Raw genomic sequence first — 19,958 nt, 5'->3', positions numbered from 1 at the left:
GTTATCGGTAGGTCATGGGCCGTGCCGAACCTTGCGATTTAGCCGTGCTCAATCCCAATCACTTGGCATCATACGATCGAAGCCCGACTTTTGGCCGTTTTTTTGCATGTGTGTTCGTAATTGTTATGGAAATTTTCTCTTTTGTTTGCTTTTCATGGTCGTTTTGTGAACACGCAGTTCACTCTATCGTAACCCAAAAACGGCTCCATTTCGCGTAAAACCGGCATCTCGAACCGTTTCGCCGCGTTCGTTTCTCCCGATAGACACGCGCGTGTTGTTCAACTGAACATAACGCGATGTCACATTGCGGTCATCTACTTGACCAGCGTGGCGATACGGCCCAATGTCGCCTTGCGCCGCCACAATGGATCTGTTATCCGTCCGTCAGTCATCTCGTTATATAAGGGAGAATTATGGCAACAGGTCCTGTGCTCGTCGTCGACTTCGGAGCCCAGTACGCCCAGCTCATCGCGCGCCGCGTGCGCGAGGCCGGCGTGTACTCCGAACTCGTGCCCCATTCCATGCCCGCGGACGAGATCCTCGCCAAGGATCCCAAGGCCATCATCCTGTCCGGCGGCCCGGCCTCCGTCTTCGAGCCGGGCGCCCCGCGCGTCGACACGAAGCTGTTCGACGCCGGCGTCCCCGTGCTCGGCATCTGCTACGGCTTCCAGGCGATGGCCTACGCGCTCGGCGCCGACGTCGACAAGGCCGCGCTCGGCGAATACGGCAAGACCGAAACCACGATCGACCACGCGGACGGCATCCTCGCCGGTTCCCCGGCCGAACAGAACACGTGGATGAGCCACGGCGTCGCCGTCAAGACCGCGCCGGCCGGCTTCGAGGTCCTCGCCCACACCGAAGGCGCTCCCGTCGCCGCCATGCAGGACGAATCCCGCAAGCTCTACGGCGTGCAGTGGCACCCCGAGGTCAAGCACACCCCGATGGGCCAGCAGCTCATCGAAACCTTCCTGCACCAGTGCGCCGGCCTGCCCAACGACTGGGACGCCTCCAGCATCATCGAAGACCAGGTCAAGAAGATCCGCGAACAGGTCGGCGACGCCGAAGTGATCTGCGGCCTGTCCGGCGGCGTCGACTCCGCCGTCGCCGCGGCCCTCGTGCACAAGGCCGTCGGCGACCAGCTCACCTGTGTGTTCGTCGACCACGGCCTGCTCAGGAAGGGCGAAGTCGAGCAGGTCAAGCACGACTTCGTCGCCGCCACCGGCATCCGCCTGATCACCGTCGACGCGGCCGACGACTTCCTCACCGCCTTGAAGGGCGTCTCCGAACCGGAGAAGAAGCGCAAGATCATCGGCGAGAAGTTCATCCGCACCTTCGAAAAGGCCCAGCGCCAGGTCCTCGAAGAGGCTGGCGCACGCGGCAAGGAAGTCAAGTTCCTCGTGCAGGGCACGCTGTATCCGGACGTCGTCGAATCCGGCGGCGGCGACGGCGCGGCCAACATCAAGAGCCACCACAACGTCGGAGGACTCCCCAAGGATCTCAAGTTCCAGCTCGTCGAACCGCTGCGCACCCTGTTCAAGGACGAGGTGCGCGCCATCGGCACCGAGCTCGGTCTGCCCGACGAGATCGTCTGGCGCCAGCCGTTCCCCGGCCCGGGCCTCGGCATCCGCATCATCGGCGAAATCACCAAGGAACGCCTCGACCTGCTGCGCGAAGCCGACGCCATCGCCCGCGAGGAGCTTACCAAGGCCGGTCTCGACCGCGACATCTGGCAGTGCCCCGTCGTGCTCCTCGCCGACGTCCACTCCGTCGGCGTCCAGGGCGACGAGCGTACCTACGGTTCCCCCATCGTCCTGCGTCCCGTCTCCTCCGAAGACGCCATGACCGCCGACTGGTCGCGCCTGCCCTACGACGTCCTCGCCACGATCTCCACGCGCATCACCAACGAATGCCGCCAGATCAACCGCGTCGTGCTGGACTGCACCTCCAAGCCCCCGGCAACCATCGAATGGGAGTGAGATTCGGCGATGTGTGCGTATACCGACTTTCTTCGGCGCTCGACGTGCTCAGCACGCCTTCGGCCTCAGACGTCGGTCTCCGCACACATCGCCGAATCTCACCAGGTGACGGGGCGTTAGCTGCGTTGCTCCTCGGTCGATGTGCTGAGCACATCTTCCCTCGGTACGCCTTGCTACCGCACGCATCCTGCGACTATTCCCTCTGGAATCTTTCCTGGACCGATCTTGAGGCCGGATATAAGGAATCGCGAAAGCGGGTCGGAATCGTTGTGGTTCCGACCCGCTTTTGCATGTCGCGGCCGGAGCGGTTTTCCGGTATAATCCTTGCGTTTACGACGACGTTCGAAAAGGATGGGCGCCCATGCGACAGGGATTTGACAACGACAAGTACATCGCGCTGCAGGCCGAGAACATCAGGAAGCGCATCGCGCAGTTCGGCGGCAAGCTCTACCTGGAATTCGGCGGCAAACTGTTCGACGACTACCATGCCTCGCGCGTATTGCCCGGATTCCAGCCGGACACCAAGTTCCGCATGCTCGACAGCATGAAGCAGGACGTGGAGATCGTCATCGCGATCAACGCCAACCACATCGAAAAAGCCAAGATGCGCGGCGATCTCGGTATCACCTACGACGAGGATGTGCTGCGTCTGATCGACGTGTTCCGCTCCCGCGGCTTCTACGTCGGCTCAGTCGTGCTCACGCAATACGCGAACCAGCCGGCCGCCGACATCTACCGCCATCGTCTCGCCCAACTCGGCGTCACCTGCCATCTGCACTACCCCATCACCGGCTATCCGCATGACATCGAACGTATCGTGTCGCCGGAAGGCTACGGCCGCAACGACTACATCGAAACCAGCCGCCCGCTCGTCGTCGTTACCGCGCCTGGCCCCGGCTCCGGCAAGCTCGCCACCTGCCTGTCGCAGCTCTACCACGAGCACCAGCGCGGCATCACGGCCGGCTACGCGAAATACGAGACGTTCCCGATCTGGAACCTGCCGCTCAACCATCCGGTCAACATCGCGTACGAGGCGGCGACCGTCGACCTCGACGACGCGAACATCATCGACCCGCTCCACCTTGAGGCGTACGGCAAGACGACGGTCAACTACAACCGCGACGTCGAGGCGTTCCCCGTCCTCAAGGCCATGATGGAGCGAATCCTGGGCGAAAGCCCGTACCAGAGCCCCACCGACATGGGCGTGAACATGGCCGGCTACGCGATCTCGGACGATGACGCGTGCCGCGAAGCCGCGAAGATGGAGATCGTGCGACGCTATTTCACGGCCGCCGAACAGCTCAGGCGCACCGGCACCGGCGAGGAGCAGGTCGAACGGCTGCGTTCGATCATGCAGCGTGCCGGCGTGGACGAGAACCTGTCGCCGGCGCGTGCGGCCGCATTGCGCAAGGAGAAGCTGACCTGCGCTCCGGCCGGCGCGATGGTGCTGCCGGATGGCCGTGTGGTCACCGGCAAGACCGGCGTGCTCATGGGAGCGGCCAGCGCGCTGCTCATGAACGCGCTCAAGGCCGTGACCGGCGTGGACGCGGAACTGCCGGTGATCGACGACAACACGATCGAACCGATCTGCCGGCTCAAGACCGAGCATCTCAACAGCACGAACCGCCGTCTGCACTCCGACGAGACGCTCATCGCGCTGTCGATCACCAGTTCGGTCAGTCCGCTCGCCGCGAAGGTGATCGCCGGACTGGAACAGCTGCGCGGCTGCGACGCGTTCTTCTCGGTCATCATCTCCCCGACCGACGAGGCGCTGTACCGCAAGCTCGGCATCAACGTGTGCTGCGAACCGAAGTACGAGCGCGTAAGCCTCTACCACAAGTAATCACGTGCTCTGACGACGGAGCTTTTGCCCCGCAAGTGTGACGCAGGTCACATTGCGGGGCAAACCGTATCCGCAACTGTCACGTACTAGAATGATCGGTGAGTGTGAACAGCGTGGTCACACGGCAGCATCATTCCCAAGCAAGGAGTTTCACTGTGGCAGTCACCAACATCTACATCGCCTCTCCGGAAGGGGCCAACGGCCGCAACGTCGTCGCATACGGCGTGCTCAAGGCGTTGACCACCAAGTACAAGACCGCGGTGTTCCGCCCTGCCGTGTCCAACCACGACCATTTCACGCCGATCCTGCTGAACGCATCGAACGCCGGCCTCGGCGTGGCCCTGTCCTCCGGTCTCGACATCCACAAGGTGCGCCGCGACAAGGAGGCGTCGCGCGGCGACATCGTCGCGGCGTTCGACGATGCGATGAGCGTCTCACGAGCCGACGCGGCGCTGATCGTCGGCACCGACAAGTCGCACGTCAACGATCCGACCGCCTACGAGTTCAACGCGAACATCGCCGCCGACCTGCAGGCCGGCGTCTTCCTCGCCGTATGCACGATCGACCGCTGGCCCGACGAGCTGCGCGAGACCGTGCAGCTGTCGATCGAAGGCATGGAGGCAGCCGGCAACAAGGTGCTCGGCATCTTCGTGACCGGCTGCGACCCGCGCCATTCGGTGTTCGTCAAGAACACGCTCGCCGAGTTCGGTCTGCCGGTGTGGACCATCCCGCAGACCCCGTTCACCGAGGCTTCGCAGGCGGACGCCGCGCTCAAGGCGTTCCAGGACAACGTGCCGACCGAGGAGGTGCTCAAGGCGCTCGACGTCGACATCGATTTCCCCGTCACCTCGTACGCGTTCCAGCACAGCCTGCTCGGCCGCGCGAAGGTCAACAAGAAGACGATCGTGCTGCCCGAGGGCGAGGAAGACCGCATCCTCAAGGCGGCCGACTACCTGCTCGAACGCGAGGTCGCGAACCTCATCATCGTGGGCGAACGCGACGCGATTCTCGCCCGCGGGGCCGAGCTCGGGCTGCATTCGCTCGACAAGGCGCGCTTCCAGTCGATGAACGACGAGAACATCGTTAAGCCGATGGTCGCCAAGCTGTGCGAGCTGCGCGCCAAGAAGGGCATGACCGAGGACCAGGCGCGCCAGCAGCTCAAGGACGCGAGCTACTTCGGCACGATGCTCGTCGTGCTCGGTTACGCGGACGGCCTCGTCTCCGGTTCGGTCAATTCCACGGCGAACACCGTGCGTCCGGCCCTGCAGGTCATCAAGACCAAGCCCGGCCAGTCGCTCGTCTCCGGCTCGTTCCTCATGTGCTTCAAGGACCATGTGGCCGTCTTCGCCGACTGTGCGATCAACTTGAACCCGACCGCCGAACAGCTGGCCGACATCGCCATCCAGTCCGCCGAGACCGCGAAGGCATTCGGCATCGAGCCGAAGGTCGGCATGCTCTCCTACTCCACGCTCGGATCAGGCAAGGGACCGGACGTTGACGTCGTCGAGGAGGCCACCCGCATCGTCAAGGAGAAGGCGCCGGATCTGCCGGTCGTCGGCTCCATCCAGTTCGACGCCGCATGGTCGCCGACCGTAGCCGCCACCAAGGCCAAGGGCAACGACGTCGCCGGCCACGTGAACGTGTTCGTGTTCCCCGACCTGTGCGCCGGCAACATCGGATACAAGGCCGTGCAGCGCTCCTCCGGGGCGCTCGCCATCGGCCCGGTGCTGCAGGGCCTCAACAAGCCGGTCAACGACCTGTCGCGCGGCGCGCTCGTGCAGGACATCATCAACACGATCGCCCTCACCGCCATCGAAGCCCAGCAGTGATGCTGCCACGTCGTTTGTAGCAAGCAACGAGTAATCTGAAGATTTGGAAAGCCGCGTTTTCGCGGCACGGCAAACAATATGGAGGATGCCCACAATGGCGAAAACCGTCCTTGTCATCAATTCCGGTTCCAGCTCGATCAAGTACCAGCTGGTTGATCTCGAGTCCGGCGAGGGCCTCGCGTCCGGCCTCGTCGAGAAGATCGGCGAGCCGATCGACGGCCACTACAAGCACGAGTACAACGGCGAGAAGCACGAGCTCGAGGAGCCGATCCACGACCACGAGCAGGGCTTGAAGCGCGTGCTCGGCTTCTTCGAGGAGTACGGCCCGAAGCTCGCCGACGCGAACATCGTCGCCGTCGGCCACCGCGTGGTCCAGGGCGGCTCCCTCTTCCCGAAGCCGGCTCTGGTCAATGACAAGACCATCAACCAGGTCAAGGATCTGGCCGTGCTCGCCCCGCTGCACAACGGCCCGGAGGCCAAGGGCGCCGAGGTCATGCGCGCGCTGCTGCCGGACGTGCCGCAGATCTTCGTGTTCGACTCCTCCTTCTTCTTCCAGCTGCCGAAGGCGTCCAGCACCTACGCGCTGAACAAGGAGATCGCCGACCAGTACCACATCCGCCGTTACGGCGCCCACGGCACCTCCCACGAGTTCATCTCCTCCGTGGTGCCGGAAGTCATCGGCAAGCCGGCCGAGGGCTTGAAGCAGATCGTCCTGCACATCGGCAATGGCGCCTCCGCTTCCGCCGAGATCTCCGGCAAGCCGGTCGAGACCTCGATGGGCCTGACCCCGCTCGAGGGCCTCGTCATGGGTGGCCGCACCGGCGACATCGACCCGGCCGTTGTCTTCCATCTCATCCGCAACGCCCACATGAACGTGGACGAGCTGGATGCCCTGTTCAACAAGCGTTCCGGCATGATGGGCATGACCGGCTTCGGCGATCTGCGCGAGGTGCACCGTCTGGTGGCCGAGGGCAATGAGGACGCCAAGCTGGCGCTTGACGTGTACGTGCACCGCATCGTCGGCTACATCGGCAACTACACCGCGCAGATGGGCGGCGTGGACGTGATCACCTTCACCGCCGGCGTCGGCGAGAACGACGACATCGTGCGCAAGATGGTGTGCGACAAGCTCGCCCCGTTCGGCGTCAAGCTCGACGAGGAGAAGAACGCGAAGCGTTCCAAGGAGCCGCGCGTCATCTCCACCCCGGATTCGTCCGTGGTCATCGCCGTGATCCCGACCAACGAGGAGCTGGCCATCGCCCGCAAGTCCGCCGCCATCGCGGAAGCCGGCGAGGACACCTACGGCAACAAGTTCGCCAAGTGAGCCATTCAGACCGGTCTGCTGAGATGCTGATCGGCTGATGCGAAGAAAGCCCCGACGGTCTTCACCGTTGGGGCTTTCTTCATGTCCGCGCGTCGAGAACGAACCATTACGCTACGGCTACATCAGCATGCCCGTCCACATGCCCACAAAGTCGGGCAGTGTCTTGCGCGTGGTCGTCACATTCACGATCTCCACTCCCGGTACTGCGAGTCCGATCATCGCGGCGAACGTGGCCATGCGGTGATCGGCGTACGATTCCATCACCGCACCATGCAGTTGCTCGCGTGGCACCGGCGTGATCTCGATGCCGTCCGGCAGTTCGCGGGCTTCTCCCCCGACGCGTCGGATCTCAGTGACCAGCGCCTCGAGCCGGTTCGTCTCATGCCCACGCAGGTGCCCGATGCCGATCATGCGCGTCGGCGCGTCCGCGAATACGAGGATCGCCGCCAGCGACGGCGCGATCTCCCCCGCCGCCGTCAGATCGAAGTCGCCAAGACCGCGAATCGCACCGGTGGCGGCCGTCACTTCGCAGTAGCGAATCCCGTCGAGCTCCGGGAACGTGACGGTCGCGCCCATGCGTTCCAGATATCCCGGCAGCAGGCCGCCCGGCTGGGTCGTCTCGACCGGCCAATGCGGCACACGCACCGTGCCTCCCGCGATCAGCGCGGCACCGAGGAACGGCGCCGCGTTCGACAGGTCCGGTTCCACGACCACGCGTTCCGGCAGCTGCAACGCGCCCGGTTGCACCGTCCACACGCGTGCGTTCTCGTCGGCGAGCGCATGTCCGCCGGCCCCGTTCACGTCGGCGACGGTCATGCGGATGTGCGGCAGGCTCGGCGTCTTCTCGCCGGTATGCGTCAGCAATAGTCCTCCGGGCAGTCGCGAGCCGATCAGCAGCAGTCCGGAGATGAACTGTGATGAGCCGGACGAGTCGATCGCGACATGCGCGGCGCCAGAGGCACCGTCAGCGCCCGGCAACTGCGCCGGCGGCGTGATCGTGAACGGCAGCCGCCCAATCTCACCGTGGTAGTCGACGGTCGCGCCAAGTTGTTCGAGTCCGTCAAGCACTGGCTTCATCGGACGCGCATACGCCTGTTCGTCGCCGTCGAACCGCACCGGCCCGTCGGCGAACAGCGCCAGTCCGGGCACGAAGCGCATGACCGTGCCGGCGAGGCCGCAGTACACGTCGACGTTGCCGCTGAATCGCCCGGAGTCCGGAGGCGTGACGGTGACGGTCGTCTCAACATCAGGATCGATGTCGCAGCGCACGCCGAGCGCGGTGAGCGCGCCCATCATGAGTTCGGTGTCGCGCGAGCGCAGCAGACCGACCAGCTTCACCGGCTTGGAGCCGAGTGCGGCGAGGATGAGGTAGCGGTTCGACAGTGATTTGCTGCCGGGGATGGTGACGGTGGCGTTGATCGGCCCGTTCGCCGTTGGTGCGGGCCACAGTTCGGGATTGTTCGTTTCGCTCATGTGCCTTATCGTATCGGTTCCATCGAAAAACGGCGGGGTCGCGTCCGCATTCGCATGCTGCGGCTATGGGACTATGGTGGAAGGCATGCGTGTGATCGAACGGTGCTGCCGAGGCAAGAGGGCCGACCAGTCATTGAACGAGGATGGGCTGGCCGTTACAAACGGGTTCGCGGCCGTGGTGGACGGCGTGACGAGCAAAAGCGTGCGGCATGTGTGGCGGCCGAGCGGCGGGGTCGTCGCGAAGAATCTGTTGCTGGGCGCGATTGCCGGATTGCCGGCGGACGCGACGATGCGGCAGGTGCAGTCGGCGTTGGATGACTGCTTGCGGGCGCGGTATGACATGACCGCCGACGCGCAGCTCTTCGAACGTGAACCGTGGGAACGGTTGCAGGCGAACGCGGTGGTCTACAGTGCGGCCCGGCATGAGGCGTGGCTGTTCGGTGACTGTCAGATCATGGTGAACGGCGTGCAGACGCCGACGGTGAAGCGCGTGGACGAGTTGCTGGGCGAGCTGCGATCGTTCGCCGCGCAGGCATTGGCGTTGAGAGATGACGAGTCGGACCGCACGCAGGATGATATGCCATCGTCACCGGCCCCCACCGGCCGGACGGCGGCGTCCGAAGCGGATGATCCGGCCCGCGACATGATTTTGCCATTCCTGCGTTTGCAGTCGCGGTTCGCGAACCGGCGCGGCGAATACGGTTATTTCGTGTTCGACGGGTTCACCGACCCAACGTATCCGATTCGTACGGTCCCGATCAATACAGGCGACGAGGTGGTGCTCGCCTCGGACGGCTATCCCCTGTTGCGTCCGACGCTTGCCGAATCGGAGCGGGAACTGGACCGTCTGCGCCGCGACGACCCGCAGCTCATCCGCGACTACCGCACCACCAAAGGCTTCATGCCCGGCCAGGCATCCTTCGACGACCGCACCTACCTGCGCTTCGTCGCCTGACGGGATGAAATTTCAGGCGAGCGTGTTCTTGATCGCACCGACGAACGCGTCGAGGTCGGCGGGCGTGCGCGAGGTGATGAACCGCCAACCGTTCGCGTCGTCGACGGTCACTTCCTCGTTGACGTAATGGCCGCCCGCGTTTTCGATGTCGGCGGCGATGTAGCGGCACGGCGACGCGGTCTTGCCTTCCATCAGCCCGGCGTTGACGAGCAGCCATGCGCCGTGGCAGATCGCGGCGATCGGCTTGCCTTCATGCGCAAACTCCTGGGCGAGCGTGATCGCATCCTCGTTCACGCGCAGACGGTCGACGTTGCAGGTGCCGCCGGGCACGACGAGCAGATCGTAGTCGGCGGCCTGCACGTCGGACAGCTTCACGTCCGGAGTGAGCGTCTCGCCCTCGTAGCGGTCGTGTTGCACGGTTTCGCACGGTTCCAGTTCGGTCGCGGCGAGCGTGACCTTGGCGCCCGCGGCTTTGAGATCGCGCAGCGGACGGGTCAGCTCCGTCTCCTCGATGCCCCAGTTGTTCACGATGATCAGCGCCTTGGCGTTCTCGATGGCCATACTTTCCTCCTTGACGGCATGAATGATGCCGTCATCCATTATGCCGCGCCGCCGGCTAATCGTCAGTTCATCGAAAAGCGAACGTCCGTCAAGCATCGGCTGACGATTGCTCAGCCGTTGCCGTGGTCGATTTCGGTCCATGTCCTGCCGTCGTCGTTGAGATACAGATAGTCGGTCATCGACTGTTCGCCTGAAGTGAGCGATTTGTCGCTGCCGTCGCAAGTGAGGTCGACGGTGGCGATGTCCGCCGGCGATGAACAGCACCGGCACCGCAACGGCGAGCACCGTCGCGATCATCGACGACATCCGGCCGCGGCCGTCATGATCATCCGTCATCCGGTCCATGATGCCCGTCATATCAGCTTCCCTCAATCGACCGGTTATGTCGACGTCAGTCATCGACCGTCGCCGCATCGTCCGCATACGTATGCATATACCGGCTGACGGGCGCATAGTCGGGAAACAGCATGGCCAGTTCGCTCAGCTGTGTGTCGGTGAGCGTGCCGTCCTCGGCGCGCCGCTGCATGGCGGCGAGCGTCGTGACGATGCGGTCGTTGTCGTCCGTGTTCTCGTAGATGTCGAAGAATGCGGCGATCCGCGGATCATCGTACGGCGCATGCCCGGCGACCCAGCCCGCATAGCACCGCCAGGTCAGCACGTTCAATGGCAGGATGCAGTGCCGTTGAATATCAGACAGATCGGCGGTGTCACGGAACGCGCGCAACGCGGAGGCCGGATCGCGGAAGGTGCACATCAGCGGATTGGCTTGGCCATTGATCATGACGGCACGCGTACGATCGATCGCGAGCGCCTCGTCATCGGCTGTGATATCGCTGCAATGATCGGCCCACTGGTCGGATGACGTGATGGCGACGTGCGCATAGGACGCGCGCACGGTTAGCGACCGTCCCAGCGGGATCAGCAGTGCCGCGAGGGCGAGGGCCACGCCGACGGCGATGATTATGCGCGGCAGGATGCCGGTGCGGATATGTGACGGACGTTTCATGATATGCTCGCTCCCCTGTGTCCGGGTATTTGATGCCTTGATTATTGGGCATCTGTCCAGGTAGAGCAACGTGTGATACAGGATTTCTGTATGAATCCGGTTCCCGGGATTGTTCCGGGACAATCCCGGGAACCGGAAACCGCACAATAACGAACATCCTGACGACGGGCAACCGCATCATGACGCGCATGTGCATGTTCATATGGACATGGTTCGGTTCCCGGGATTGTTCCGGAAAAATCCCGGGAACCGAATCTCCCTCACCATACGATAGTTGACGAACGTCACCTCGCCGATGTGTGGGTGACGTGTTTCGACCGTGCGGAACCCGTGACGGCGGAAGAACGGCCGCGCGGTGATGCTGGCGTGGACGGAGAGCCGAGCGATATTGCTGGCCGCCGCGTACCGCTCCACTTGATCGAACAGTCGCGAAGCCACGCCACGACCCACGACCGCGGGATCAACGAACAGCATGTCGATGTACCCGTCGTCGTCGATATCGATGAAACCGACGATCGATGGCCGGCGATCCGCCGTCTCAGCGACCCACGTGTGCACGGCCGACCGCCGCGCATCCCATTGCGTCGATGTTCCCGTATTGCCAGCCCACGCGCGCACCTGTTCGTCGTCGTAGTCACGCGACGCGGTCTCGGTGACAGCGCGGCGGAACACATCCATCGTCGCTGCAGCGTCCTCCGGTCGGTATGTGCGGATGTACACAGGCACCATCACGGCCAAGCGCCCCTCTACAGGCGGTCTGCGATCATCGCGCAATGCTCCCGCACAATGCTCGCGGACCGATGGAACTTGGCCAGTTCGCTCTCGTCGAGATGCAGGTCGACGAAATCACCCACGCCGTCGGCGTTCAACGCGACCGGCAGACTCAGGAACACGTCGTGCTCGTCGTATTCGTATTCGCCGTCGATCAGCGTGGAGACAGGGACCACGCGCCGCTCGTCCCACAGGATCGTGCGCGCCAGTCCGGCCACGGTGGCGGCGATGCCCTGACTGGTGCCGCCGCGCAGCGACTTGATGAGCAGACCGCGCCGCCGCGTCCGCTCCTCGATGCCATCCAAGGTGATATCCGCATAACGGGACCGATTGTCCTGCAGATATCGGGTAAAGCTTTTGCCGACGAACGAGACTGTCGACCACGGCACGAACTGGGAGTCGCCGTGTTCGCCGATCACATAGCCGGACACCATGCGCGGGTCGAGCCTGGTGATGTCGCCGATGATCGCCTTCATGCGGGATGTGTCGAGTGCCGTGCCGGAGCCGATGACCTGGGCGCGCGGCAGCCCGGTGCGCTTCCATGCGAACCAGCTGAGCACGTCGACCGGATTGGAGACCATGATGAGGATGCCGTCGAATCCGGAATCGCGGATGGCGCACAGGATCGGATCGACGATGTCGATGGCCGCACCGAGCTCCTGGAACCGCGTCTCGCCGGGTTTCGGCTTCGGCCCGGCCGTGACGATCACGATGTCGGCATCGCGGCAGTCGGGCCAGTCGCCACGGCGGATGGATACGAACCGACCCGTGTAATCGGAGCCGTCCATGAGGTCCATGGCCAGTCCGGACGCCTTGTCGGGATTATGGTTGATGAGCACCAGTTCATCGCACAACCCTTGCAGGACGATGGCACCGGCGGTCGCCGCGCCGACGCTGCCCGTGCCGACGATCACTACCCGACTGCGATGCGACGTGACCATATGCCGTCCCTTCCTTTTTCTGACCGTTTCAACCATGCGTCTCACATATGACTGACGATCATGATGCTACGTTTGCCGCATACCGGCAATACGCCCATTGCATGACGGACACCGACATCAGCGGTGATTCCGATACGGTCGCGCAGCCGTCACTGCATCCGTCTGCCGGTTGTTCCTGCGGATCATCCGATATCGGCGTATACGTGCAAGTTGCGCGGGATTGCGTACGATGATCGCCGTGTCGGGATGCGCATGCGCCGTGTCGACGAATCGTTGCCGGCGGGCGGCATTGCGTCCCTTGATGAGCAGCCACCATGCGAATTCGGCATCGATCTTCTCCGGACAGCCTGGCGTCATGTCCGGTCGACTGGCGCCGCGGTAGCGCAGCCAGCGGCGAACGGCCCGCGCGAAGCATCGGAATCGGCCGAACAGCATGACGATGATGACGTCGGCTTGCGTCATGCGTTCGTCATACAGCAGATTCGTATAGTTGCCTTCGATGACCCACGATTCGTGATCGTTCATGAACGTGGCGACGACGGCACGAGCGTCATCGTCATCACGTTCTTTCCATCCGGGCAGCCAGTGTACTTGGTCAAGGTACATGACCGGGATGGCCAACCGTTCGCCGAGCTTCCTCGCCAACGTCGATTTGCCGCTGCCGCTGTATCCGATGATCGCAATGCGCATGGCATCGATCATACCGGCATCGGTTTGATCATGAGATAGTTGACGAACGTCACCTCGCCGATGCGCGGGTGACGTGTTTCGACCGTGCGGAACCCGTGACGGCGGAAGAACGGCCGCGCGGTGATGCTGGCGTGGACGGAGAGCCGAGCGATATCGTTGGCCGCCGCATACTGTTCCGCCTGGTCGAACAGTCGCGAGGCGACGCCGCGACGCGCGACCGCGGGATCAACGAACAGCATGTCGATATAGCCGTCGTCGTCGATATCGATGAAGCCCACGATCAATGGCCGGCGATCCGTCGTCTCAGCGACCCACGTGTGTACGGCCGACCGCCGCGCATCCCACTGCGTCGATGTTCCCGTATTGCCGGCCCACGTGCGAACTTGCTCGTCGTCGTAGTCACGCGACGCGGTCTCGGTGACGGCGCGGCGGAACACATCCATCGTCGCGGCGGCATCATCCGGTCGGTATGCGCGGATACGCAACGGTATTGGATGCTCCATATGATTCACCTTGCGATTGTCTACGCCGGTCGATCGCGAACAGTCGCCAGTGCGACGCGATGCAAGCCTCTTACAGGACGACGGAGATCAGCAGGAACGCCAGCGCGAGCGCGGGGAATGCGAACTGCTTGACGGCCGCCCCGCACTTGTCGGGGCTGCCCGCGAACAGCACCACGGCGGCGAGCGCCATGGACAGCGTGCCCGTCGCCATCAGCGTGATGCCGACGGTATGATGCCCGGCCAGGACGGTCACGGCACCGGCCAAGGCCATGATGCCAAGGAACAGATTGTAGAATCCCTGATTGTAGGCCATCTCCTTCGTCGCTTCGGCCTCTTCGACCGAGTCGATGGAGAACGTCTGCATCGTCTTCGGATCTGTCCACCGGAACGATTCCAGTACGAAGATCAGCACGTGAAGCAGACCGGCAAGCATCGCGAACACGCATGACGCAACGAGCATGTGAGGTCCCTCCTTATCAGGCAAGCATATGACGGCATATGCCGCCGCGATCAGCGACAGATACAAGAAAACCCCGTGTTTCCACGGGGGTTTCGCTCGTGTCCGAGATGGGACTTGAACCCACACGCCTGTATAAAATAGGCACTAGCACCTCAAGCTAGCGCGTCTACCATTCCGCCACCCGGACGAGTGCGTTGTTCAGACAACAGATAGGTACTGTATAGGCCAATCGCGATTCCGTCAAATCGCGACACGCACATAGCGCGGCAATCCTCCTCCGATACAGTAAACATCCCACGATGCAGTCGCAATAATGGCTTGATCCCAAATCCGCACACGAACACAACCCCGCAGACGACGGTCACCCCCACAGCAGCAGACCGACCAGCCGACGACACCCCAAAACACCACGCAGCAGCAGACGATACAACAGCCAGCTCAGCAGGAGCATGAGGTAGGCACCAACTGGTGGAACTCCAGCGACGCGGACACCAACGACAACGTGTGTGCCAGGCGGCACCGACGGCAAACCCGGCACCGTCGTCCCCTGCAACCGAACCGGCGACAGAGAGGATTTCGGGGTTAATCAATTCAAAGATCGGAAGGCCGGTCATCCATGAACATCGGACGACCGGCCTTCGTCCAATATGACCGTCCCGCATTTGAGGGGATTCACTCCAACAGGAGGCTACCCTTGGGGGCCAATAGAGCACTACACCGGAAAGAGGGCGTGACGATGTCTTTGGCCACGAACGGCCAACGGTCGTACATTTGCCGTACAATAAATGGCATGGTGAGTGCAAATACAACGAAAAGCAGCCGTTTCGAAATGCGGCTGACACAGGATCAGCGAGACCGGATCGATCAGGCGGCCGAATACAAAGGACTATCCTCATCCCAGTGGGCGCTGTCGAACCTATTGGATGCGGCCGAGCGGGACATAAGGTCCTCGCACACCATCCAACTGGACGACGAGGCGTGGGAATCCTTCGCATCCGCGCTGGACGGCCCCATGCCCGAACAGACGCTGGAACTGATCGGCAGGAAACCCATCTGGCAATGAACGACATCTCAAGACCACGCCGCATACGACAGGAAGACCATATCGACGGATTCGACTGCGGTCTTCCTCTGATCAACGACTGGCTTGCCAGGCACCTGCTCAAATCATCCCGACAGCATACCGCAGTGGCGTACGGCGTCTTCACAGACGATGCGCTCGTCGGCTTCTATACGCTCAGCGCCTACAGCGTCAGCCATGGCGAATCCTCCGGATGGCTGAAACGCAACACCCCCGACCCGATCCCGGTCATTCTGCTCGGCATGCTCGGAGTGGACATACGCTACCAGACGCAGCACATCGGAGGACAACTGCTCCGCGACGCCATCATCCGTTCGATGAACGCCGCGGAAATCGTGGGAGCGCGGGCGCTCATGGTGGAACCCGCCACGGAACAGGCGACCCGCTTCTACGAGCATTACGGATTCAGGCACATCGACCGGTCGAAGATGATGTTCATACCCCTATCCAATCGATGACGACAACGTGAGACGCCGCTCCAACGGCAATCGGAGACCCGCGCCACACCGACCCGTAAACGATACGACGAAGACCCGCTCATTGCCATGGGCGGGTCTTCGTGTCTCCGCCCGTCGTTCGCCGCATAGGTGTGACGCGACGAGAAGGTCTCGTCACATGACAGGAAGAAACACGCTGATGTATCAGTATCCGATGGATCAAAAGCAGCAACGACGGGAACTCCCGTACGCAAAGATCGGACGCCTGATCCGATACCGACGACGAGACCTCGACCAATGGGTCGAACAGCAGATCGTCGTTCCTCTGGAATAAGGGAAAACAACCCCAGCAATGTACCCGATTAGTACCCGATCGACAGAGACCCGAATCTCAAGGACACCAAAACCCTTGAAATTCCGCCATTCTTGTCGGGGCGACAGGATTCGAACCTGCGACATCCTGCTCCCAAAGCAGGCGCGCTACCAAGCTGCGCTACGCCCCGATGCCGTCGTCACGCACAATCATGCCCACGCGAAAACGACAATCACCCATTGTACCGGACGCGTGGACGTGACTGACACGCCCACGTTCGGCCATGCGATCGCACCATGCGATCGCACCCTGCCACAAAACGGCATATGCCGCGCCATCCGCTCCCCTACTACAATGAGGTCGGAGCGCAATACGGCGCGAACACGGCAGGGAGGTTCACCGATGGGACGGCATCAGCGGGCGGAGACGTTGGGATTGGTGTCGTTCCTGATCTGCGCGATCGTCGCGTTCTTCGGCATGAAACTGTATCTTGACCTCGCCCCCGCGATCTGGCAGGTGACGCAACGCCGGTTCAGCGTGGCGGCGGCCATCATCGCGGCATGCGGTGTGATCTCGTTCGTGATCGGCTATGCGAGCAACTCGCGTTCGTTCACGCTCAAGCACGGCTGGTGGGTGCCGATCCGCCGCATCTTCGAGATCCTCGCACTGTCGGTCGTGTACGCGGCCACGATCTTCCTGTCCTCGTTCGCCCTGTTCAGCGTCGTGAACACGGTGATGGGCATGCACTTGCTCGCCGGCTACATGCCGGCCGCCTGCGCCGGATTCGCGGGCGTGGCCGGCTACATGACGTTCGTACAGGCCGAACTCATGAACGCGAAGACGCTCGCCTCGCTGCTGCCGTTCTTCGTGATCTCGGGAGTCAGCACCGCAGGATTGACCACCGACGACCCGTACTGGTATCACAACAACTTCTCGCAACTCGGCGACCGCACCACGTTCGCGGCGACTATGTTCAACGCGACGCTCATCCTCGCCGGCACGTGCATCATCATCGTCAGCTACTTCGCCGTGTCCGAACTGATCACCACGCAGCGGCTCGAGCGGCTGTGGCACGAACAGTACGGCGACGAGGTCGACCATCCCGAGATCAAGCATTTCAAGGTGCGCATCGCGATCCTCTCGCTGCTGCTGACCGTCTCCGGACTCGCGTTCGTCGGCATCGGCGTGTTCCGCTACACGCCGCACTACATCATGCACAACGTGTGTGCGAAGGGTCTGCCGCTCATCATGGGCGTGCTGCTGCTCGCGCTGCCGTGGCTGGCGCCGCGCATGCCGAAGGCGATGTACGCGATCTCCGATCTGGCGATCGCGATCTGCGCTGGGTTCGGCATCTACATGCTGCGCGGCTACGATACGCTCACGAATCTCGAGGCGCTGGCATGCGCGTTCTTCCTTGGCTGGTTCATCGTGTTTTCTCGTCAGATCGCGGCGATCGAGGCCGACCGTGTGCAGATGCAGCTGGTACGCGTGCAGGCCGACCGGCTCGACATCGCGGCGTCGGCGGCGGCCAACGGCGTGGCGGACGCGCAGGCGGTCGCCCATGCGACCAATACGAAACAGCCAGCCGAGAAGATCGAATCTCGACTGGCTGCGGATCGCTGACGTGCGCGAACTTCACACTCAGAACAAGTGGTTCTGCTGCTTGCGCGGATCCTTCGCGCTCTTCAAGAGCAGGAAGCTGCGCGACTGCGCGGTGATCACGAACCCGGCCTCATAGCTCAGCTCCGGCCCCTTCGGGTTGTGCGTGTCCACGATGAGCTGCCACTTGCGCCCGTACTTCTCGTCGGGCAGCGTGAACATGATCGGCTCGTAGTGCGCGTTGAAGATAAGGATGAAGTCATTGTCGACGAGCTGGTTGCCGTAGTAGTCCATTTCGGGGATGTTCGAGCCGTTGAGGTAGATCATCACCGAGAACGCGTGCGTGTTCTGCCAGTCCTCCATGTCCATGATCGAACCGGTGTGGTCGAACCATTCGACCTGCGGCAGCTTGTCGGGAGAATCCCCCTGCTCGCGGCCGGAGAAGAAACGACGACGGTGCAGCACCGGGTGCTCGAGACGCAGATGGATGAGCTTCGAGACGAACTCGAACAGATCCTTCTGCGAATCGTTCAGATCCCAGTTTGTCCACGAGATCTCGTTGTCCTGGCAGTACGCGTTGTTGTTGCCCTGCTGGGTACGCGCCACCTCGTCGCCGCCGCAGATCATCGGGATGCCCTGGCTGACGAGCAGCGTGGCGAACATGTTGCGCATCTGCCGCTCGCGCAGGTCGAGCACGTCCGGGATCGTGGTCGGGCCTTCCACGCCGCAGTTCCACGAACGGTTGTTGGATTCGCCGTCGCGGTTGCCTTCGCCGTTGGCCTCGTTGTGCTTCTCGTTGTAGCTGACGAGGTCGTTCATGGTGAAGCCGTCGTGCGCGGTGATGAAGTTCACGGATGCGACCGGTCGGCGTCCGTTCATCTGGTACAGGTCGGAGCTGCCCATGAGGCGCGACGCGAACTCGGGCAACGTGGACGGCTGCGAGCGCCAGAAGTCGCGCACGCAGTCGCGGTAACGGCCGTTCCATTCGGACCAGCTGGACGGGAAGCCGCCGACCTGATAGCCGCCCGAGCCGAGATCCCACGGTTCGGCGATGAGCTTGACGCGGCTGATGATCGGGTCCTGTTCGACGATGTCGAAGAACGCGGACAGCTTATCGACCTCCTGGAACTGGCGGGCGAGCGTGGCGGCCAGATCGAATCGGAAGCCGTCGACGTGCATTTCGGACACCCAGTAGCGCAGCGAGTCGGTGATGAGACGCAGCGCGTGCGGCGAGCGCATGAGTAGCGAGTTGCCGGTGCCGGTGGTGTCGAAGTAGTGCCGCTGGTCGTTGTCGACGAGACGGTAGTACGCCTGGTTGTCGATGCCCTTGAAGCTCAGGGTCGGGCCCATGTGGTTGCCTTCGGCGGTGTGGTTGTAGACCACGTCGAGGATGACCTCCATGCCGGCGCGGTGGTAGGCCTTGACCATCGACTTGAACTCGTTGACCTGCTGGCCGCGTTCGCCGGAGGACGAGTACGCGTTGTGCGGGGCGAAGAAGCCGATCGTGTTGTATCCCCAGTAGTTCGACAGACCCTTTTCCTGCAGGAACGAATCGTTGACGAACTGGTGGATCGGCATGAGTTCGATGGCGGTCACGCCGAGCTTCTTGAGGTATTCGATGACGGTCGGGTATGCGAGGCCGGCGTAGGTGCCGCGGATGTCCGGCGGCACGTCTTTGTTGAGGTTCGTCAAACCCCGCACGTGCGTCTCGTAGATGACCGAGTCGTGGTACGGGATGTGCGGATGCTGGTCGTTGCTCCAGTCGAAGTACGGGTTGACGACGACGGATTTCATCGTGTGGCCGGCCGAGTCGAGGTCGTTGCGTTTGGTGACGTCGCCGGGCGAGTCGAACCAGTAGGAGAACAGGCTTTCGTCGCCGTCGATGTTGCCTTCGATGGCTTTGGCGTACGGGTCGAGCAGCAGCTTGCTCGGGTTGCATCGCAGACCCTGATTCGGATCGTACGGCCCGTAGACGCGGTAGCCGTAGCGTTGGCCGGGCTGGAGTCCGGGAATGTAGTTGTGCCACACGTACGAGTTCTGCTCGGTCATCTCGATACGCGTCTCGTTGTCGTCGTCATCGAACAGACACAACTCGACTTTGCTGGCGACTTGGGAGAACAGTGCGAAATTCACGCCGGCGCCGTCGTAGCTGGCGCCGAGCGGGTACATCAAACCTGGTCTGATCTGCATAGGTAC

General features: G+C 62.7%; 18 protein-coding genes and 2 tRNA genes. 8 read left to right on the top strand and 12 right to left on the bottom strand.

Annotated elements, in window-relative coordinates; translation table 11 throughout:
• Positions 1 to 413: 413 nt before the first annotated feature.
• The 4 genes from guaA to KIH76_RS03785 all read left to right on the top strand — a co-directional run bounded on the left by guaA (position 414) and on the right by KIH76_RS03785 (position 6,972).
• Complete coding sequence (gene guaA, locus KIH76_RS03800; protein WP_214373469.1) at positions 414 to 1,976, top strand: glutamine-hydrolyzing GMP synthase; 1,563 nt, start codon at positions 414 to 416, stop codon at positions 1,974 to 1,976.
• Between the two features lie 361 nt (positions 1,977 to 2,337).
• Positions 2,338 to 3,819 carry a DUF1846 domain-containing protein gene (locus KIH76_RS03795; RefSeq protein ID WP_219069360.1) on the top strand — a complete coding sequence of 494 codons (1,482 nt, stop codon included), beginning with the start codon at positions 2,338 to 2,340 and terminating at the stop codon, positions 3,817 to 3,819.
• 155 nt (positions 3,820 to 3,974) lie between these two features.
• Positions 3,975 to 5,648, top strand: a complete 1,674-nt coding sequence (gene pta / locus KIH76_RS03790) for a phosphate acetyltransferase (RefSeq protein WP_214373467.1) — start codon at positions 3,975 to 3,977, stop codon at positions 5,646 to 5,648.
• A gap of 94 nt (positions 5,649 to 5,742) precedes the next feature.
• Positions 5,743 to 6,972: an acetate/propionate family kinase gene (locus tag KIH76_RS03785; protein WP_219069358.1), complete on the top strand. Its 1,230-nt coding sequence runs from the start codon at positions 5,743 to 5,745 to the stop codon at positions 6,970 to 6,972.
• 117 nt (positions 6,973 to 7,089) lie between these two features.
• Here the strand turns inward: KIH76_RS03785 and aroA are convergent, their stop codons facing one another.
• Positions 7,090 to 8,445: a 3-phosphoshikimate 1-carboxyvinyltransferase gene (gene aroA / locus KIH76_RS03780; protein WP_219069356.1), complete on the bottom strand. Its 1,356-nt coding sequence runs from the start codon at positions 8,443 to 8,445 to the stop codon at positions 7,090 to 7,092.
• 85 nt (positions 8,446 to 8,530) lie between these two features.
• Here aroA and KIH76_RS03775 point away from each other — a divergent pair, with 85 nt between their 5' ends.
• A complete protein-coding gene (locus KIH76_RS03775; protein WP_219069354.1) occupies positions 8,531 to 9,400 on the top strand; it encodes a hypothetical protein in 870 nt (289 codons plus the stop codon).
• A gap of 12 nt (positions 9,401 to 9,412) precedes the next feature.
• Here KIH76_RS03775 and KIH76_RS03770 read toward each other — a convergent pair whose 3' ends face one another.
• The 9 genes from KIH76_RS03770 to KIH76_RS03735 form a co-directional block, all read right to left on the bottom strand.
• Complete coding sequence (locus KIH76_RS03770; RefSeq protein WP_219069352.1) at positions 9,413 to 9,961, bottom strand: type 1 glutamine amidotransferase domain-containing protein; 549 nt, start codon at positions 9,959 to 9,961, stop codon at positions 9,413 to 9,415.
• 110 nt (positions 9,962 to 10,071) lie between these two features.
• Positions 10,072 to 10,236, bottom strand: coding sequence for a hypothetical protein (locus KIH76_RS03765; protein WP_214373461.1), 165 nt, complete (start codon positions 10,234 to 10,236; stop codon positions 10,072 to 10,074).
• 116 nt (positions 10,237 to 10,352) lie between these two features.
• Entirely contained in the window at positions 10,353 to 10,967 is a 615-nt protein-coding gene (locus tag KIH76_RS03760) for a hypothetical protein (RefSeq protein WP_214373460.1), read from the bottom strand.
• A gap of 198 nt (positions 10,968 to 11,165) precedes the next feature.
• Positions 11,166 to 11,696, bottom strand: coding sequence for a GNAT family N-acetyltransferase (locus tag KIH76_RS03755; protein WP_236036818.1), 531 nt, complete (start codon positions 11,694 to 11,696; stop codon positions 11,166 to 11,168).
• A gap of 17 nt (positions 11,697 to 11,713) precedes the next feature.
• Positions 11,714 to 12,679, bottom strand: a complete 966-nt coding sequence (locus KIH76_RS03750) for an L-lactate dehydrogenase (protein WP_214373459.1) — start codon at positions 12,677 to 12,679, stop codon at positions 11,714 to 11,716.
• A gap of 117 nt (positions 12,680 to 12,796) precedes the next feature.
• A complete protein-coding gene (locus KIH76_RS11530; RefSeq protein ID WP_236036804.1) occupies positions 12,797 to 13,381 on the bottom strand; it encodes a P-loop NTPase family protein in 585 nt (194 codons plus the stop codon).
• Positions 13,378 to 13,872 (bottom strand): GNAT family N-acetyltransferase, encoded by a 495-nt coding sequence (locus KIH76_RS11525; protein WP_236036803.1) that lies wholly within the window; start codon positions 13,870 to 13,872, stop codon positions 13,378 to 13,380. The genes KIH76_RS11530 and KIH76_RS11525 overlap by 4 nt, the downstream gene beginning before the upstream one ends.
• Positions 13,873 to 13,942: 70 nt before the next feature.
• Positions 13,943 to 14,332 (bottom strand): DUF1304 domain-containing protein, encoded by a 390-nt coding sequence (locus KIH76_RS03740; protein WP_214373458.1) that lies wholly within the window; start codon positions 14,330 to 14,332, stop codon positions 13,943 to 13,945.
• A gap of 99 nt (positions 14,333 to 14,431) precedes the next feature.
• Positions 14,432 to 14,519 (bottom strand) — tRNA-Leu (locus KIH76_RS03735).
• A gap of 642 nt (positions 14,520 to 15,161) precedes the next feature.
• Between KIH76_RS03735 and KIH76_RS03730 the strand changes: the two genes are divergently transcribed.
• Both KIH76_RS03730 and KIH76_RS03725 read left to right on the top strand, forming a co-directional pair.
• Positions 15,162 to 15,395 carry a type II toxin-antitoxin system TacA family antitoxin gene (locus KIH76_RS03730; RefSeq protein ID WP_236036802.1) on the top strand — a complete coding sequence of 78 codons (234 nt, stop codon included), beginning with the start codon at positions 15,162 to 15,164 and terminating at the stop codon, positions 15,393 to 15,395.
• The gene (locus tag KIH76_RS03725) at positions 15,392 to 15,871 is read left to right on the top strand and encodes a GNAT family N-acetyltransferase (protein WP_236036801.1); all 480 of its coding nucleotides are present in this window, start codon (positions 15,392 to 15,394) and stop codon (positions 15,869 to 15,871) included. Before KIH76_RS03730 ends, KIH76_RS03725 begins: the two co-directional genes overlap by 4 nt.
• A 408-nt stretch (positions 15,872 to 16,279) precedes the next feature.
• On the opposite strand, the gene KIH76_RS03720 is transcribed toward KIH76_RS03725, so the two are convergent.
• Positions 16,280 to 16,353 (bottom strand) — tRNA-Pro (locus KIH76_RS03720).
• Between the two features lie 212 nt (positions 16,354 to 16,565).
• Between KIH76_RS03720 and KIH76_RS03715 the strand changes: the two genes are divergently transcribed.
• Positions 16,566 to 17,786, top strand: coding sequence for an ABC transporter permease (locus tag KIH76_RS03715; protein WP_214373455.1), 1,221 nt, complete (start codon positions 16,566 to 16,568; stop codon positions 17,784 to 17,786).
• An 18-nt stretch (positions 17,787 to 17,804) separates the two neighbouring features.
• Here KIH76_RS03715 and glgX read toward each other — a convergent pair whose 3' ends face one another.
• A complete protein-coding gene (glgX, locus tag KIH76_RS03710) occupies positions 17,805 to 19,952 on the bottom strand; it encodes a glycogen debranching protein GlgX (RefSeq protein ID WP_214373361.1) in 2,148 nt (715 codons plus the stop codon).
• Positions 19,953 to 19,958 lie beyond the last annotated feature (6 nt).

The sequence above is a fragment of the Bifidobacterium simiiventris genome, from assembly GCF_019331715.1.
Lineage (GTDB): Bacteria > Actinomycetota > Actinomycetes > Actinomycetales > Bifidobacteriaceae > Bifidobacterium > Bifidobacterium simiiventris.
The sequence above is the reverse complement of the archived record's forward strand: the minus strand, read 5'-3'. Positions and strand labels throughout refer to the sequence as shown.

Excerpts from the sequence above, each read along its gene's own strand:
- guaA (WP_214373469.1), top strand. The coding sequence starts at position 414 with ATGGCAACAGGTCCTGTGCTCGTCGTCGACTTCGGAGCCCAGTACGCC.
- KIH76_RS03795 (WP_219069360.1), top strand. The coding sequence starts at position 2,338 with ATGCGACAGGGATTTGACAACGACAAGTACATCGCGCTGCAGGCCGAG.
- KIH76_RS03785 (WP_219069358.1), top strand. The coding sequence starts at position 5,743 with ATGGCGAAAACCGTCCTTGTCATCAATTCCGGTTCCAGCTCGATCAAG.
- aroA (WP_219069356.1), bottom strand. The coding sequence starts at position 8,445 with ATGAGCGAAACGAACAATCCCGAACTGTGGCCCGCACCAACGGCGAAC.
- KIH76_RS03775 (WP_219069354.1), top strand. The coding sequence starts at position 8,531 with ATGCGTGTGATCGAACGGTGCTGCCGAGGCAAGAGGGCCGACCAGTCA.
- KIH76_RS03770 (WP_219069352.1), bottom strand. The coding sequence starts at position 9,961 with ATGGCCATCGAGAACGCCAAGGCGCTGATCATCGTGAACAACTGGGGC.
- KIH76_RS03760 (WP_214373460.1), bottom strand. The coding sequence starts at position 10,967 with ATGAAACGTCCGTCACATATCCGCACCGGCATCCTGCCGCGCATAATC.
- KIH76_RS03755 (WP_236036818.1), bottom strand. The coding sequence starts at position 11,696 with ATGGTGCCTGTGTACATCCGCACATACCGACCGGAGGACGCTGCAGCG.
- KIH76_RS03750 (WP_214373459.1), bottom strand. The coding sequence starts at position 12,679 with ATGGTCACGTCGCATCGCAGTCGGGTAGTGATCGTCGGCACGGGCAGC.
- KIH76_RS11530 (WP_236036804.1), bottom strand. The coding sequence starts at position 13,381 with ATGATCGATGCCATGCGCATTGCGATCATCGGATACAGCGGCAGCGGC.
- KIH76_RS11525 (WP_236036803.1), bottom strand. The coding sequence starts at position 13,872 with ATGGAGCATCCAATACCGTTGCGTATCCGCGCATACCGACCGGATGAT.
- KIH76_RS03740 (WP_214373458.1), bottom strand. The coding sequence starts at position 14,332 with ATGCTCGTTGCGTCATGCGTGTTCGCGATGCTTGCCGGTCTGCTTCAC.
- KIH76_RS03730 (WP_236036802.1), top strand. The coding sequence starts at position 15,162 with ATGCGGCTGACACAGGATCAGCGAGACCGGATCGATCAGGCGGCCGAA.
- KIH76_RS03725 (WP_236036801.1), top strand. The coding sequence starts at position 15,392 with ATGAACGACATCTCAAGACCACGCCGCATACGACAGGAAGACCATATC.
- KIH76_RS03715 (WP_214373455.1), top strand. The coding sequence starts at position 16,566 with ATGGGACGGCATCAGCGGGCGGAGACGTTGGGATTGGTGTCGTTCCTG.
- glgX (WP_214373361.1), bottom strand. The coding sequence starts at position 19,952 with ATGCAGATCAGACCAGGTTTGATGTACCCGCTCGGCGCCAGCTACGAC.